General features: G+C 46.4%; 13 protein-coding genes. 6 read left to right on the forward strand and 7 right to left on the reverse strand.

What is annotated here, in order from left to right:
• Positions 1–161 precede the first annotated feature (161 nt).
• Together RIM23_RS00260 and RIM23_RS00265 are read right to left on the reverse strand one after the other, a co-directional pair.
• Complete coding sequence (locus RIM23_RS00260; protein WP_446363430.1) at positions 162–1,487, reverse strand: DUF1822 family protein; 1,326 nt, start codon at positions 1,485–1,487, stop codon at positions 162–164.
• Entirely contained in the window at positions 1,484–3,037 is a 1,554-nt protein-coding gene (locus tag RIM23_RS00265; protein ID WP_446363432.1) for a hypothetical protein, read from the reverse strand. Before RIM23_RS00265 ends, RIM23_RS00260 begins: the two co-directional genes overlap by 4 nt.
• 475 nt (positions 3,038–3,512) lie before the next feature.
• Between RIM23_RS00265 and RIM23_RS00270 the strand changes: the two genes are divergently transcribed.
• Entirely contained in the window at positions 3,513–3,701 is a 189-nt protein-coding gene (locus RIM23_RS00270; RefSeq protein ID WP_446363434.1) for a hypothetical protein, read from the forward strand.
• Between the two features lie 221 nt (positions 3,702–3,922).
• On the opposite strand, the gene RIM23_RS00275 is transcribed toward RIM23_RS00270, so the two are convergent.
• A complete protein-coding gene (locus RIM23_RS00275; protein WP_446363436.1) occupies positions 3,923–4,546 on the reverse strand; it encodes a hypothetical protein in 624 nt (207 codons plus the stop codon).
• 352 nt (positions 4,547–4,898) lie between these two features.
• Here RIM23_RS00275 and RIM23_RS00280 point away from each other — a divergent pair, with 352 nt between their 5' ends.
• The 3 genes from RIM23_RS00280 to RIM23_RS00290 all read left to right on the forward strand — a co-directional run bounded on the left by RIM23_RS00280 (position 4,899) and on the right by RIM23_RS00290 (position 8,934).
• Positions 4,899–6,830, forward strand: coding sequence for an AAA-like domain-containing protein (locus RIM23_RS00280; RefSeq protein WP_446363438.1), 1,932 nt, complete (start codon positions 4,899–4,901; stop codon positions 6,828–6,830).
• A gap of 177 nt (positions 6,831–7,007) precedes the next feature.
• Positions 7,008–7,394, forward strand: coding sequence for a 6-pyruvoyl trahydropterin synthase family protein (locus RIM23_RS00285; RefSeq protein WP_446363440.1), 387 nt, complete (start codon positions 7,008–7,010; stop codon positions 7,392–7,394).
• Positions 7,395–7,668: 274 nt separating this feature from the next.
• On the forward strand, positions 7,669–8,934 hold the full coding sequence (locus RIM23_RS00290) for a DNA/RNA non-specific endonuclease (protein ID WP_446363442.1): 1,266 nt from the start codon (positions 7,669–7,671) through the stop codon (positions 8,932–8,934).
• 1 nt (position 8,935) lies between these two features.
• Here the strand turns inward: RIM23_RS00290 and RIM23_RS00295 are convergent, their stop codons facing one another.
• The 4 genes from RIM23_RS00295 to RIM23_RS00310 all read right to left on the reverse strand — a co-directional run bounded on the left by RIM23_RS00295 (position 8,936) and on the right by RIM23_RS00310 (position 12,448).
• Positions 8,936–9,325 (reverse strand): nuclease A inhibitor family protein, encoded by a 390-nt coding sequence (locus RIM23_RS00295; RefSeq protein WP_446363444.1) that lies wholly within the window; start codon positions 9,323–9,325, stop codon positions 8,936–8,938.
• Between the two features lie 13 nt (positions 9,326–9,338).
• Positions 9,339–10,550 (reverse strand): DUF4336 domain-containing protein, encoded by a 1,212-nt coding sequence (locus RIM23_RS00300; RefSeq protein WP_446363446.1) that lies wholly within the window; start codon positions 10,548–10,550, stop codon positions 9,339–9,341.
• Between the two features lie 304 nt (positions 10,551–10,854).
• The gene (locus RIM23_RS00305) at positions 10,855–11,688 is read right to left on the reverse strand and encodes a Uma2 family endonuclease (RefSeq protein WP_446363448.1); all 834 of its coding nucleotides are present in this window, start codon (positions 11,686–11,688) and stop codon (positions 10,855–10,857) included.
• Between the two features lie 169 nt (positions 11,689–11,857).
• Entirely contained in the window at positions 11,858–12,448 is a 591-nt protein-coding gene (locus RIM23_RS00310; RefSeq protein ID WP_446363450.1) for a DUF6940 family protein, read from the reverse strand.
• 272 nt (positions 12,449–12,720) lie between these two features.
• On the opposite strand from RIM23_RS00310, the gene ligA reads away from it, so the two are divergent.
• Positions 12,721–14,751: an NAD-dependent DNA ligase LigA gene (ligA, locus tag RIM23_RS00315; RefSeq protein WP_446363452.1), complete on the forward strand. Its 2,031-nt coding sequence runs from the start codon at positions 12,721–12,723 to the stop codon at positions 14,749–14,751.
• Positions 14,736–14,942 (forward strand): glycine zipper domain-containing protein, encoded by a 207-nt coding sequence (locus tag RIM23_RS00320; protein WP_446363454.1) that lies wholly within the window; start codon positions 14,736–14,738, stop codon positions 14,940–14,942. The genes ligA and RIM23_RS00320 overlap by 16 nt, the downstream gene beginning before the upstream one ends.
• The last annotated feature ends 200 nt before the right edge of the window (positions 14,943–15,142 follow it).

Consider the following 15,142-nt stretch of genomic DNA (forward strand, 5'->3'; position numbering starts at 1 on the left):
CCCTCTGGGATTATCTAACTTAAACTCGACGCTTGGTAGTTTTCTACGGGCTTTTGGTTTAAGGATTGCCGCAAGGATAGATAATTGTAAGGTGTGTCTAAGAACCAAGAATCCTCGCCCTAAAAGTGCGAGGAGCGTCAACTATTCCATTATGCCTAATCCTAGAGATTGAAACCAAAGGCAGGCAGGGTGTGTTCAATATCCGATCGTAAACGAATCGTGACCTTAAATGTCTCTTGCCTCGTTCCCACTACACTGGTAAAGAAATAGGAACTACTCTCATCTAACTCTTGTTCGACTAAAATCGCTGTTTGGTCACTAATCCGTAATGTTAAACCTTCTGGGAAACCCGTTGGGGACTGTGCGCCTAAAATGAGCAGTAACGCCCATTCGGGGACTGTTCCAGATAATAGGGGCCACGTTATCGCATACAAGCGTAGGGGGATGTCTGCTACCTGGAGATTATGATACGCCCCCTTAGCTTGAGGCGGAATTTGGAGATTATTATACTCCAGTTGTTGCACGATCGCATCCAATTCGGCGGTAGGCGATCGCATGGCGCTAGCGGGGGTTAAACTAGGCAGGAGTTGCCAGGAGAGTTCTTGGGCGAGTTCGTCTAATTCATCCTGTAACCAGCGTCCCACATTGATCACGTTTCGGGTTAATCGGCTGAGTAAATCAGACAGGTAGTTCTGTAGGATAGATTGGCTTTGGGGATCGGTTTGCAATTGATACAGCCAGGTTCGTAACTCAGAACGGGTTAGCACGAGGGTAGCTTGTTCCCAGGTTAAAATCTGCCAGAGTTGGAACGCCGGAGACTGGAATTGGGGGAGTTTGGTTTCGAGTTGCGATCGCTTATGGGCAAGTTGCAGGCGGCGATCATTGGGTATTGGGGGGAGGGGAATGGCTCTGGGGTTTAAACAGCGTAATTCTAATAATAGATGATTCGGGTCGCAATCAAAGGCATTGAGGGGGAATGAATAAGTCCAATCATCCTCAACCGCTAACCCCAGAGTATCCCGTTGTGCGATTAGCTGGGGATAGGAGAGAAACCCTTTAACGACGGCTGTTTCTTCTTCCTCTTGTACGTCTACGACGACGTAGAAATGGGGGATGAATTCGGGGATATCGACAACGGTTCTGGGTAAGGATACCTGATCATCGATGAGGCTACCTTGGGCAATCAGACAGAGGTTAAACCCATTTACATTAAGATGGCAAACAGCTTCAATGAGATTCGCTGTAGCCGGATCGAACAGGGACGTGCGATCGCGATTTACGGTTAACTCACAACTGCGTTCGGCTAACCATGCCTCGAAACCAAATAAAGCTAAAGCATTAAGATAAGTTTGCCATTGGCGTTGTTCGTTGGCAATGGGTTGGGCGAGGTGAATGGCTTGATTAATCGCATCGTCACCGAGTTGGATGGTTTCAATGGCGAAAGCGTCACCATCAAGCCCCGGTTGAGTGGTTGAGTAGAAAGTCATGATACATTACTCCTGTTATCCAGATAAAGGCAGAGTCTTTGGGTAAAGAGACTGTGGGTCTTATGATGGCGTTCATTGGTGGCGGTACTAGCTTCTGTCGCCGCGTCTTCGATCACCTGGGTTACTTGTTGCGCGATCGCGTCTTGAATCTGTTGATGAACGGTTTGCAGGCGTTGGATATTGGTATAGCGTTGGGCTTCCGCCAGGATGCGATCGCTTAAATAAACCAGTAACTCCCGTTGAATATCGGCGCGAAGGACCTTCAGTTTCAGTAGACGGCTGACTTGAAATTGTCCTTTATAGTTAAAGTTTCGGGCAATATCGGACATAGATTGTCCTTGACAGTGAAACAGATGCAACGCGGTGAGAAACTGTTGGGCTTTTTGGGAATCTCGGCGCTGTAATTTCGTCGTGCGATCGCGAGTTATTTGGGCGATGGCTGTATCTAAACCCTGAAGAAATTGTTGGCGATAGGCGGTTAAAAATTCGCTTTGTTCATCGGGTGTGGGTTCAGAATAGGGGATATCTAGAGGTTCATTCGGCGTTGCATCCAAAGATTGGCTTTTTAACATCCCGCCACGTACATAGATTCGGTAGTCACGCAGTCGAGAGGCGATGAGTTGCAGTTGGCTGAGGAGGGTTTCGGGGCGTAGGGGAAGGGAGAGGCGTTGCGCCATTTGCTGTAATTGTTCGGGGGTGGGGGGGTGACATTTTCCTTTAACTCCAGCGAGACGTTGTTTTAGGCGTTGGCTGCGGTAGACGGCGTGATAAGCTTCCAGAAGCTGTTGGGCTTGTTGGATTTCCGGTGGGGTTAACTGGTGAAACTCGGCGAAAATACGGTGTAGTTGTTTGGGTTTGGTATCGTTTAAGATTGCCCAATCACTGACTAAATAAATTCCATGTTCGAGTAAGAATTGATTGAGGGGTTTATGGTGTTTCACTCGACGAGTTGTCCAAGTGGCGAGGCTGCTTTGTTCGGGGTCAAAACTCTGTAATATTTCATCGAGGAAGGATTGGTAGGTGGGAGATTGGCGGTGGGGTTTACCGATTTCTTCGTCTAAGACAAAGGGTAATAAATCGGTACTGGTAAAGCCATGTTCCGCACCAAACCGACTAGCTAACCCCCGACAAACGTAGTCAATTTGCCCAGACATAAAGCATTTGAGGCAAAGTTGAGCCATACTACTCTGATCAGCTCCCCCGGCTCCCTCTGCTCCCCCGGCTCCCTCTGCTCCCCCAGCTCCCTCTGCTCCCCCAGCTTCCCCTGCTCCCCCAGCTTCCCCTGCTCCCCCAGCTCCCTCTGCTCCCCCGGCTCCCTCTGCTCCCCCAGCTTCCCCTGCATCCTGCATCCAGTACCAGAGTTGACGCTGAATTTGGGTATCCGATACTTGAGTATCTGGGGTAAAATCAGGGAATGATTTAAGGAAAAATGCCTTAGCTGTGGTAATTTCCCGGACTTGGCGTCTCCCGGCTGCATCAATCGCGATCGCACTCCAATATCGGGAGGCTGTATTAGTGGGGATTCTTACGGCGCTCAATTCGTTGCTCATCACTCGTGTATCAGGGGCTACGTTGGCGGGGATATCGTCTCAAGGGTTGTACCTCCATAGTTTAAGGGTTGTTCAGTCGGATCTAACTCTAAGCGGCTGGAACTTATGCAGATCCTCGTCGCCTCGTTCCCAGGCTCAGCCTGGGAATGTTACGGGGGAGGCTCTGCCTCCTGTCGTCAAGCACGTCGGGACAGGAAAGGGCGCACGTCGGCAAAGGGCGCACGTCGGTGCGCCCCTACGGGTGTGGGATAGATTGTAGGTTGGGTTGACGCAAGGAAACCCAACAAAATCTAGGCGTCAAGCCCTGACGACGAATGTTTAGGTGTGCCTACTTTATCAAGTCTAGGGAAATTGATGTAAGTTCTCAGCGGAATTATATTTTTTAACGCAGAGTACGCAGAGGTTCCCGCAGAGGTACGCAGAGGAGGTTGGGGGATTGGGAATAAAATTGTTAATCAAATTCTAGGAGGTTAATATGAGCGAACCTAGGTCATTATCAGAGAAAATTGATGCTGGAGTAAAAGCCGCCGTTGCTCAAGCCATTGAAAGACACCGCCGGCTCGGTCAATCGATTAGCATTTGGCGGGATGGAAAAATCGTCACCTTAACAGCAGATGAGATTCCGCCGATGCAGGTAGAAACGCCTATGAAAAAGAATGACTAGCAAATTTTATGGTATCGCAAAAATGGGAATATTCGCCACCTTTACCTATCTTTTTTAATGTATAAATCAGGGCGAATTTTACCGAACATACTATCAAAACCTGTAGGGGCGACCCGCTGCATAAATGAACAACACCCATCCTCTCAATTTTATCGGATCACTCTTTTTTTAAGAATTTTTCTACATAAACTTCACGAAACGACCAAATAAGCATTGGTAGCTCAAACTTGAAGTCTGTATTTTTTTCTGTGCGTCATTAATGCCAGATATTGTAATAACGTAGACTTCCCCGAACCCGGATCACCTAAAATCACCAGATAGGGATAATTTCGTTTATCATTAATAACATCCAAAACCGACTGTATCGGCGCGTCTGAATAGACCCGTTGATAGCGGTCTAATTCCCCTAACTGAAAATCTGGATCTAATTGATCCGTCTCCCGCGATCGCAGCTGATGTTCCTTGGGCAATTCATACACTTGCGGCAGAACTTCATGGACTTTTCGCACGTTTTGTGCTATAAATATTCGCCATAACTTCAGGGCATTATAAGCACAGCCTGTGGTATCCAAACTATCTAAGCGCAGATTGCCATAAGATTCTCGTAAACCCTCCTGATAGCGGCGCAAATCAAACTCTGGTATAATCCCCGCAGATTCTTGAGTATAGCGTGCGATCGCGTCCAACTTCTGGGAATCCAGAATCTCCCGCAATTCAGGCGATTCCCGGATTAACGCCTTGACTTTTCTGAGATACCGCTTCCCCACCTGTTCCCAATCAAAATTTTCAGGGAGCGATATTTCTTGTAACACTTTGGCATTGAGGAATCCAATCAATCGTTCCACGAATAAACCCCCCTGGCTATCGCCGTCCCCCCTGACTAATACCAAATGCGGGTTAGCTACCCCCGTTATAGCCCAGTCCGCGCAGGCGGACTTTGTTTGTGTAGCAGCGATTTCAATCGCCTCTCTATCTATTCAACTTAATATTACACTTGTAAGACAGCAACGCCACAGTTTATGCTTTAATGGTAAAAAAATCAGCATAAATTGATTCGCTTTCTTATTCAGCACTTTTAGTCAAAAAAATCAGAACTTTCACTGAACCTAACCTTCAGATTATTCAAAAAATTCAGAAAATTCATAAAATTCAGTTTTATGCTAGCGTAGTCATCAGAGGTAGGAATTGGAATGCCAGATGGCAGATGTAGATGTCATAAAACTGGTCGAATTGGCAGATCACTGGATTGCCCAGAAGACAGGAAGCGTACTTAACGATGCCCAAAAGACTATCCTGAGTCAAGCCTTAGCCGGCAAAAAACTCAAAACCATTCAAGTCATGGGCTATAGCCAGAATACCGTCCAGCGAGATTTAGCGCCCAAGTTATGGAAACAGTTATCTGAAGTCACCGGGAAACGAGTTACAATAAAAAGCTTACGTTTAGTCCTCGAAGGATTACCAGACGCAGATACCGACAAGTCCCATACTCTGACCCCCCCACCACCTCTCCCCCTGAGTACAACCACATTCCCATCCCCCATCTGGGAATTACCCGGAGGACAGCTTGATTTAGCCTCACCCTGCTATGTCGAACGTCCAGGGGATGAATCTCGCGCCTATGAAGAAATCAGTAAGCCGGGAAGTTTGATTCGGATAAAAGCGCCACGACAAATGGGTAAAACCTCCCTAATGGTGCGATTACTGTATCACGCCGAACGACAAGGATGTCGGTCTGTCGCCTTAAACTTTGAGTTAGCTGAACGGGAAGTCTTTGCGGATTTAAATCAATTCCTGCAATGGTTTTGTGCTACCGTTACCGATGACTTACACCTACCCATTCAGTTAGAAAACCGTTGGAGTAAATTTTTGGGCAGTAAAAAAAACTGTACCAATTATTTTGAAAAGTATCTATTACCCACACTCAGAACTCCCCTGGTTTTAGGACTCGATGCCGTAGACCGAATTTTCCCTCACGAACATGTCGCCGATGACTTTTTTGGCTTACTTCGGGCTTGGCATGAAAAGGCAAAACAACATGAAATTTGGAAAAACTTTCGCCTGATTATTGTCCATGGGACAGAAGTTTATATTCCCCTAAGTAATGACCAATCCCCCTTTAATGTCGGATTACCGATTGAATTATCCGAATTTGACGCCCATCAGGTGGAAGACTTAGCCCAGCGACATGGTTTAGACTTCACTTGGAATGATGTCAAACAACTGATGGCAATGGTAGGCGGACATCCCCATCTCATCCGATTAGCATTGTATAAAATTGCCCGTCAGGATATTACCTTAAGTAAACTTCTAGAAGACGCCCCTACTGAAACCGGAATCTATGCAGATCATTTGCGCTTACATCGCTGGCATTTAGAGAAACATCCCGACTTAGCCGACGCCCTAACCCAAGTTCTAGAAGCCAATCGCCCGGTGCAGCTAAAAGGCGCGATCGCGTTTAAACTTAATAGTATGGGATTAGTCTATCTGGTGGGAAATCAGGTGAGTATTCGCAACGATTTATACCGCCAGTATTTTCGCGAACGACTGCATCTGGAAAAACTTCAAAGTCAAGACACCAAAGAATACAGAGGCAGAATCATTCCCCATTCTCTGGGGGATAATGTCCTAGCCGCTATTGTCTTTACCGATATCAAAGACTCTACCCAAAAGCAGCATGAAAACCAGCAACCCACCCTAGCCGCCATCCATCGTGATCTCAAACTGATGACAAAATTATGCCACCAATTTGAAGGAGAGGTTCTCAAATCCATGGGCGATGGATTACTCATGTACTTTGTCTCCGCCGTTAAAGCCGTTGATTGTTCCCAAACTATTCAAAAAACCCTCTCCCTCGCCGCCAGAGGATTACCTACCCAAGAGGTATTACAGCATCGCATTGGCATTCACTTAGCCGATGTCTTTTTCAACGGAACCGATGTACAGGGAGATGGCGTCAATATTGCCGCCCGTTTACAATCTCAGGCAAAACCAGGTGGAATTTGTATTTCCTGGATAGTGTATGAAGCGGTCAAAAATCATTTACAATTACAAATTACTAACAGTGAACATCGCCTCTTAAGAGGAATTGACGAACCCATGTTGTTATATCAAATCAGCATTGAGAGATGAAGGAGTGTTGAGTATTGACCCTTCACAACCTTCGGAAAACCTAATTTTTATTTATATGTAGGGGCTCTTTTCACAACTATCCTTTCTGACCTCACCCCGATTGAACTAAACCCGCCCCGACTAAATCGTGAATGGAATGATTTTATAACGAATTAAAAATGACCAACGGTAAAAAATATGTCTAAATGGAAACTGGTAACCGAATTTACCTTTGATAGCGCCCACTATATCAAAGACTACGACGGACCCTGTGGTCGGATGCATGGACATACCTATAAAGTGCGATTAGAAGCAACATCCTCAACCCTACACGCCTCCGAATACTGTCCCCATGCCGTTATGGTTGCTGACTTCAAAAGCTTGCGCTGGGCAAAAAAAGATGTAACCAAAGGCGGGTTAGATCACGGAGTTCTTAATGAAATATTACCCGATAATTACGAAACCACCGCAGAAATGATCGCTCAATACATTTATGACGAAACCAAAAAACGCATTCCTGAAGGGGTACAGCTCAAAGTTGCGGTATCAGAGACACCGAATAGTTGGGTGGAATATGAGGCATGATACTAAGGATAATGATAATATAGAAAAAATTGAAATATCGTAGGGTGGGTATTGCCCACCAGCCTGAAATTCTGTACCCTTGAAATTAAGATAAAGGGGTGAGGGCGCAAGGATGGTGTCCCTACATGCGTTTTTTTAGATTGGCAAAATCTTGTTGTAAAAAATTGAATTCTACATTGCATAAATGGTGATATAAACAATGCAAAACAATAGGTCAATACTAGTCAGACTGTTTCACCTCCAGACCTCGACTCTAATTCAGATACCAGAGAATTTGACGATAATTCGTATCGGAAAACCCAATTTTAATTGGTCACCTGATATTGATATTTCCAATCTGCCCAACTCTGAGATTGCTTCCTTCTCTCATGCTGAAATTAAGATTCAGGGAAGTGCTTACTTTATTGAAGACTTGGGAAGCGCGAATGGAACGTTTCTCAATCACTCCCGCCTGACGCCATTCACACCCTACCAGCTTCATTTGGGAGACAGAATAGACTTGGGCAAAGACGAGCTGTTGACGTTTTTGTTTCAAAAAGCAAGGCGAAAGTTTTTTGCGGCTAACCGTTCTCGATTTAGAAACGACAGACAAACATCAGCTCCGAACAATACGGTGTCAACGTCGGTTGACCAATCTACAAATCAATTAAACGCGCCAACAACATCTGGGTCTAATCTTATATTTAATCATCTGCCCTTTATATTTAATCGCCAATTAATCGGAGGGCGGAGTTACAGAGTAATTAGAATGGGAGTCTTTTTAATTGCCATATTTTTAATGGGTTGGTTCATGGCTCTGCTATTGCAGGAGACAACCTCTAACGTTCACCTTACTCTTGGTAATCCGAGTAATGCGACTTCCAACCCGAACAATCCTAACAACTACCTGATGGAAAAGCCGCAGTATGCGCTGTCCTATAACAACAGCCAAGGGATTCCCAATTGGGTAAGCTGGCAGTTAAATCAGAGCTGGTTAGGCAGTGTTGAGCGGAGCAACGACTTTCGCCCTGACACCGCGCTGCCATCCGGATGGTATCAGGTGCGACCGACTGACTACATAGGCAGCGGCTATGATCGGGGACATATAGTACCTTCTGGCGATCGCACTCGCACTCCAGACGATAACAGTGCTACGTTCGTAATGACGAACATTATTCCCCAAGCTCCACAAAATAATCGGGAGGTATGGCGAGAACTGGAAGAGTATTCACGAAAGTTGGTCAATCAAGGTAAAGAACTCTATATCATTGCCGGGGGTGCAGGTTCAAAGGGAACACTTCAGGGTAAGGTAACAGTGCCACAGCAGACCTGGAAAGTGATTGCGGTGCTAGACCTTCCAGGTCAAGGCGTTCGTGGAATAACCAGCAATACTCGGCTGATTGCGGTGATGATACCCAATTCGGAGCAAGTTGCTGGAATGGACTGGCGAGACTATCAGGTATCTGTTGACGTGGTGGAAGCAGCAACAGGCTATAATTTCCTATCAAATGTCCCTAATTCGATCCAGGATGAGATTGAAAGCCGACTCGATAACAGGTAAGCTACGTCTCTACTACCTTGGTTGAAAGACCTGCCACCGTCCCCTCTGGTGTTTTACCTGCGATGTAGATATCGATTGTGGTACTCCCCAAACGGTAAACCTGAATATCGGTGAGACAATCTGAGAGCGTTTGTTCCAGGGCTTGGTATCGCTTCACCTGTGCCTTTTCCGCTTCATTGTGCCAATCCTCCTCTGTGGTAGCTGGGGCGAAAAACTGATCAATAATCTGGACTTCGATAGGTGTATCCGGTGGATAGCCAGCACGTTCTAACACCAGCGCTGGGGTGAGAATGTCTGTATTGTCCCAGGTGAAAACCTCAAATGGGTAATTGGCTTCGCTTATCCAGAGTAGACCCTCTGAACTCTTCTTTAGCTGGTCGATTTCGTTCATAGTTCTAGAGGAATTACACTGGCGGTAAAATACCCCGTCGCTTTAACGTTGCTTCGATTTGCCGTAAGAGTTCAAAATCATTATCTGGTAATGGATGATTGTCTTGATTCCCGCTATTTTCACTAACCTTTAAATCCGGTTCCAGGAACCCAAACGCTTGACGAAACTGCTCCGGATTTGCCGCAATTGAACCCTCAAAATGGCAGGAAATAATCCGTTGAAAATCCCAACTGGCTACCTTATCCACCCAGTCTAAGGTTTCTTTGGGGGCGCGGTTGAGAATCAGAGTTTGTAGAATTGGCGCGACAAAGGGACGCCCATTTCCCCGCAAGGCGTCAAAGGATTTGTGCCAACCGGGTTTCCATTTGAAGGGAAATAAACCGAAATAGGCTTGCTTTGACCAATCCGGTGCCTTTCTCGCCTCCCGGAACGCCTGAGTAAAAGGTATCGTATCCAAGGCGCTGGGGCGGAAGTAAAATGCAAACAGTGAGATGCGTTGCCATCCCTTGCGGCGAGTCATCGGATTATCGATAACGATATCTAAGGCATGATCTCTGGCATGGAATAATAAAGGATAGGGATCAAGTTGTGCGATCGCAGGGGGGTCTTCGGGTACACTAACTACAGTATCCGTCACCAGTAGCGTGCGCGATCGCTTGTGCACAAATCCCACTTCGGCAAAGAGTCCCAATCCCAAATCCACAGGACCGAGTAAGGCATAATCAAATTCATCCGCAAAAGGAGTTTGGCGACTATCTGCGGGTAAAACATGGGTACGTTTCCCCGGAAACCCCAGCCAACTCAGGGGCAAATTCACCGGATAACTCCACTGGTGCGGCGCAACAAAAACCCGGGCTTGGGGAAACTTCCGGGCAAACGGACCCACAAAAACCTTATGCTCAATCCCCGAAACCGTGGGCAGAATGATATATTTAACATCACCATGTTCTGCCACCAATTCCTGAACCAGCCGGAGACATTCCGGAGTTGGTGCAACAGGCGCATAAACCAACAAACCCCCAGCATCCAGCTTAATCACCGTCATGCGAATGGGTACAACCACATAGAGAATGCCCTGAATCTGGTCAAACGTCCAAATCCTATCCTTCACCACTTCCACACGGATAGTGCGTCGTTTGCCATAAGGATACAGGGGTACAGGAAACCAAAAGGACCATAACCAGTCTTGAGATGGGATGCTCGGATGACCCTGGTGTTCCTGCATCTGCGGTTCATTCCTCCTGTATTTTCTGTCGGACTCAACCTGTTGGGCTACAATTTTCCCCTATTATTCTACAACTGGAAGCGCCCCCACCAAAACGCTGTACGTCATCGACGGCAAACATGTTTTATCGTAATTTCCCGTCTGATGCGGTATCGGGAAGGGCGCAAGCCTTGCGCCCCTACGGTTTCTTTTCCGTAATTCGGCTTGTAGTAAGGGCTTCAGCCCTTGATTCCGTTGGGTAACATGCGTCAACCCAACCTAAAACCTATCCCACCATTTTAGCTGTGTCAGTCCACTACTCTATCTATTCTGAATCCGGGTCAATTCCCATGGCTCTTAATCGTTCCGCCAATCTTGCTGCTTTTTGCTCGGCAAGTTCTGCGCGTTGACGTTCTTGTTCGGCGCGTTGGCGTTCTTGTTCGGCACGTTGACGTTCTTGTTCGGCGCGTTGACGTTCTAATTGGGCGCGTTCTTCACCAATTAACAAAAGATTGCCTTCACTATCCCACCAACGCAGCCAATATTGAGTTTGATTTTGATAAGTCCCGTGCCAAAGTCCCAGTTCTACTCCTAAGGGCGTAATCGGATAGTGACCCCGTTCATTCGGTTGGAGTTTTTGATAAGAAAAATTTAGCCAATTATAAACCTCTAGTTTTCTGTTTTTGACTTCAAAAATGCCATAGTAAGGAATGCGAATAATCCGTTCATACACCCAGAATTTACCGGGTTTAGTGGTTGCTCCTTCAGCAGAAACGGATAAGGGTGTAGCATCTCGTTCCTCGTCTCCATTGCCACTGGCAAATTCTAAGGCAATCATTGGTGCCATTAATTCCCGCCAGAGAACATAAGAACGACGGATTTCACCATTTACAAATGGGGGAACATTGGGAACATAGAACCAATCGGGAGCCTCTGCACCTTTTTCTGGGGGTTCGGTTTCGCGCCAGTAGATACCGCAGTCTTGTCCAATGGCGTAGTCACCATCAGGATGAAGTTGCTGCAAAACTGAACCAATGGAATCGGTCAAAATTAGGCTTTGAGGATGTTCTTGGAAATTCTTCACAAACGTACCATCAGATTCGGGTAGTTGGGTATGGTCAGGAAAGGCAGGGGGTAAATCAATTTTAGTTTGAGTCATGTCTTAATCACAGGTAACAGAGAATCTACTCAATTTCAGGGTTGGTTTAGCACTTATATTTGAATAGTGTGACACAATTGTTCGGCTTAATCAGAGTAGTTGGGTGGGTAAGCTTTATCAATCATTAGAAAAAAACGTTTGGTCCTCATGTCTTATGTCAGGGTAAAGTTTAAATAACTTTGTATGGTTGGTACGTGTAGTACTTCGGGCGTGAATCTAGCCGGATATGCAACCAATACACCCCTAAACCAGAGGTACTTAACCAGGTGGGATGCTCATCAAGCTGTTGTTCTAACGCTGACCCCACATTTTGCCACAAGGCGTGCTGCTGATGTTCGGGTGCGTCACGCATAAAAGCCGCCAGATGGCAGTATGGAGATGTAGAGGCTTGTGGACAAGGAACAACCAGCAACGCATCGTTTCCCAGATTCGGAAAGGTAATAATTGACTCGTTCTCTCCTGCGGCGGCAAAATGGCGGGCAAAATCACTGGGATCAGCTTGTATATTTGCCAGGTATGGACTATCAACTAGAACAAACTCGAATACCTGGTTTACAGTCGCGTCGCTGATAGCCGGTGTTTCCCAGAAAAAGGCGGAAAATGGAGCATCGGCGAGTAGGGAGATGAAGAATGCCCGAAAAGGTTGGTTATGTTGCCATAGCTGGATGATTTCTGAGTAGAGAATTGGGTTAGTATTGGACAGAAGAGAAATCTTCTGAATCTGACCCGCGTTTAGTGATTCGATGGATGTTTTCCACATTGAGAGTTCCGGTATTCTGTTTGATGATTAGACAAGTCGCTTATTTACTGAGTATAACCGCTGAATTTTATTAAAGATTAGTTAAATGAATTGAGTATTTTTGGATGCTGTTCAGTGCGGGTAAATGTCCAAGTTTATCTGGTTTTTTAACGCAGAGGGTCGCAGAGGGAAAGCGCAGAGGGTCGCAGAGGGATTGGAGGTATTGGGAATGAGATTTTATAGAATGACGAAGGATGAAGGATTAAGGACAAATGACGAAGGACGAAAGACTAATGACTAATGTCAAGCAGCGGGTTCAAGAACTGCGAAACCTCCTGCAACAAGCGAGTTATGCTTACTATGTCCGCGATAATCCTATTATGGAGGATGCTGTCTATGACCAACTCTATCGGGAACTGCAAGACCTAGAAACCCAGTATCCTGAGTTAGTTACGCCGGATAGTCTGACTCAGCGCGTGGGAGAGAAATCTGCATCAGAATTTTCCTCTGTTCGCCATAATATCCCCCTCTATAGTTTAGAGAATGCGTTTAATTTAGAGGAGTTGGCGAAGTGGCAAGAACGGTGGCAACGTTATGCGCCGGATATCAAGGAGTTTGCATACATCTGTGAACTGAAGATAGACGGTTGTGCGATCGCACTTACTTATGAAAATGGTATATTAGTGCGGGGAGTAACACGGGGTGATGGTGTCACTGGGGAAGATATTACTCAGAATATTCGCACGATTCGTTCGATTCCCTTACGGTTAAAGACAGAAACACCGCCCCCGATTGTCGAAGTGCGGGGCGAGGCGTTTTTACCCTTGGATGTATTTGAAGGGATTAATCGGGAACGAGAGGCGGCTGGGGAGGCGTTATTTGCTAATCCTCGGAATGCGGCGGCGGGTACTTTGCGACAATTAGATCCAAAAATCGTCGCTCGCAGACAGTTGGATTTCTTTGCCTATACCTTACATCTTCCCGGATCAGAGGAACTGGAAACGGTGCCAACGCTGAACTACCAATGGGAAGCTTTGGAATTCCTGCGTGATTTGGGATTCCGGGTGAATCCCCATCGGAAACGTTGTCCGTCTCTAGCAGAGGTGGAGGAGTATTATCAATATTGGGATAGTCAACGGCGTGGTTTACCCTACATGACTGATGGGGTTGTGGTTAAGCTGAATTCTTTTTCTCTACAAGAAGAATTAGGCTTTACCCAAAAGTTTCCCCGATGGGCAACAGCACTCAAGTATCCGGCTGAAGAATCCCCTACACTGGTGCAAAATGTTACAGTTCAGGTGGGACGAACTGGGGCGTTAACTCCAGTGGCAGAACTCAAACCCTTACAGCTAGCCGGGACAACGGTTTCACGCGCTACACTGCATAACCGCGATCGCATCGAGGAATTAGATCTTCATATCGGTGATACCGTCATTGTTCGCAAAGCTGGGGAAATTATCCCCGAAGTCGTGCGGGTACTTCCCGAATTGCGTCCACCGGATGCTAAACCCGTACAAATGCCTACTGATTGTCCGGTGTGCCATCAACCCGTCGTGCGTCCCCCAGGGGAGGCGGTAACCCGCTGTATTAATGCCTCTTGTCCCGCGATTGTCAAAGGTTCACTCAACCACTGGGCAAGTCGTGGTGCTTTGGATATCAACGGGTTAGGAGAAAAGCTGGTTAATCAGCTTGTAGATTCGGGTTTAGTCCATTCCGTTGCTGATCTTTATCAACTGACTTTAGATCAGTTAACCGATTTAGAACGAATGGGTGAGAAATCCGCTCAGAAATTGATTAACCAAATTGAACAATCCAAAACTCAACCTTGGTCAAGAGTTTTGTATGGTTTAGGGATTCGCTATGTGGGTACTGTGAATGCTCAAATTTTAGCGCAACAGTTTCCTAGTGTAGACCAATTAGCCGCAGCCCGTGTTACTGATATTGAAAGCGTCTATGGAATTGGAGCAGAAATTGCCCAATCGGTTTATGATTGGTTTCGAGTTCCCAGTAATCAGACCTTAATCAATCGACTGCGAGAGGCAAATTTACAACTGACGGGTGAACCAAAAGCAGAGTCTGCGGAGGCAAAATCTCAACCATTGCAGGGGAAAACCTTTGTGATTACCGGGACATTACCCACACTGAAGCGAGATGAGGCAAAAGAATTAATTCAAAAAGCTGGCGGGAAAGTAACCAGTTCAGTGAGTTCTAAAACGGACTATTTGCTCCTTGGTGAAAATGCCGGATCTAAAGTAGAAAAAGCCCAAGAATTAGGGATTAATCAGATCAGCGAATCTGACCTTTTACAATGGTTAAAGGAATAGTTAATAAGTCAATTGTAGAGGCGGGTTTAGCCACAATCGTAGGGGCGGGTTTAGGGACAATTGTAGGGGCGGGTTTAGGGACAATTGTAGGGGCGGGTTTAGGGACAATTGTAGGGGCGGGTTTAGGGACAATTGTAGGGGCGGGTTTAGGGACAATTGTAGGGGCGGGTATAGGGAATCAATTCAGCTAGACACCAAAAACGGAACAACAAAACCCGCCCACCCCACCGAAAACAGTTCAACAAAAACCGCCCTGATTCAAAGGAATTATTTCAACATACACCGTACCATCCAAGCGGTTTTCACATGAGTCCGCATCCGTTCACTAAACACGTCAACGGTAGACTCATCATTTGCCCGTTCAGCCGCCGGAAACGCCTCCCGCGCCGTT

The organism is Coleofasciculus sp. G3-WIS-01, from assembly GCF_040223135.1.
Lineage (GTDB): Bacteria > Cyanobacteriota > Cyanobacteriia > Cyanobacteriales > Coleofasciculaceae > Coleofasciculus.

Bases quoted from the DNA above. Each gene is read 5' to 3' on its own strand.
- RIM23_RS00260 (WP_446363430.1), bottom strand. From the start codon at position 1,487: ATGACTTTCTACTCAACCACTCAACCGGGGCTTGATGGTGACGCTTTC.
- RIM23_RS00265 (WP_446363432.1), bottom strand. From the start codon at position 3,037: ATGAGCAACGAATTGAGCGCCGTAAGAATCCCCACTAATACAGCCTCC.
- RIM23_RS00270 (WP_446363434.1), top strand. From the start codon at position 3,513: ATGAGCGAACCTAGGTCATTATCAGAGAAAATTGATGCTGGAGTAAAA.
- RIM23_RS00280 (WP_446363438.1), top strand. From the start codon at position 4,899: ATGGCAGATGTAGATGTCATAAAACTGGTCGAATTGGCAGATCACTGG.
- RIM23_RS00285 (WP_446363440.1), top strand. From the start codon at position 7,008: ATGTCTAAATGGAAACTGGTAACCGAATTTACCTTTGATAGCGCCCAC.
- RIM23_RS00295 (WP_446363444.1), bottom strand. From the start codon at position 9,325: ATGAACGAAATCGACCAGCTAAAGAAGAGTTCAGAGGGTCTACTCTGG.
- RIM23_RS00300 (WP_446363446.1), bottom strand. From the start codon at position 10,550: ATGCAGGAACACCAGGGTCATCCGAGCATCCCATCTCAAGACTGGTTA.
- RIM23_RS00305 (WP_446363448.1), bottom strand. From the start codon at position 11,688: ATGACTCAAACTAAAATTGATTTACCCCCTGCCTTTCCTGACCATACC.
- RIM23_RS00310 (WP_446363450.1), bottom strand. From the start codon at position 12,448: ATGTGGAAAACATCCATCGAATCACTAAACGCGGGTCAGATTCAGAAG.
- ligA (WP_446363452.1), top strand. From the start codon at position 12,721: ATGACTAATGTCAAGCAGCGGGTTCAAGAACTGCGAAACCTCCTGCAA.
- RIM23_RS00320 (WP_446363454.1), top strand. From the start codon at position 14,736: ATGGTTAAAGGAATAGTTAATAAGTCAATTGTAGAGGCGGGTTTAGCC.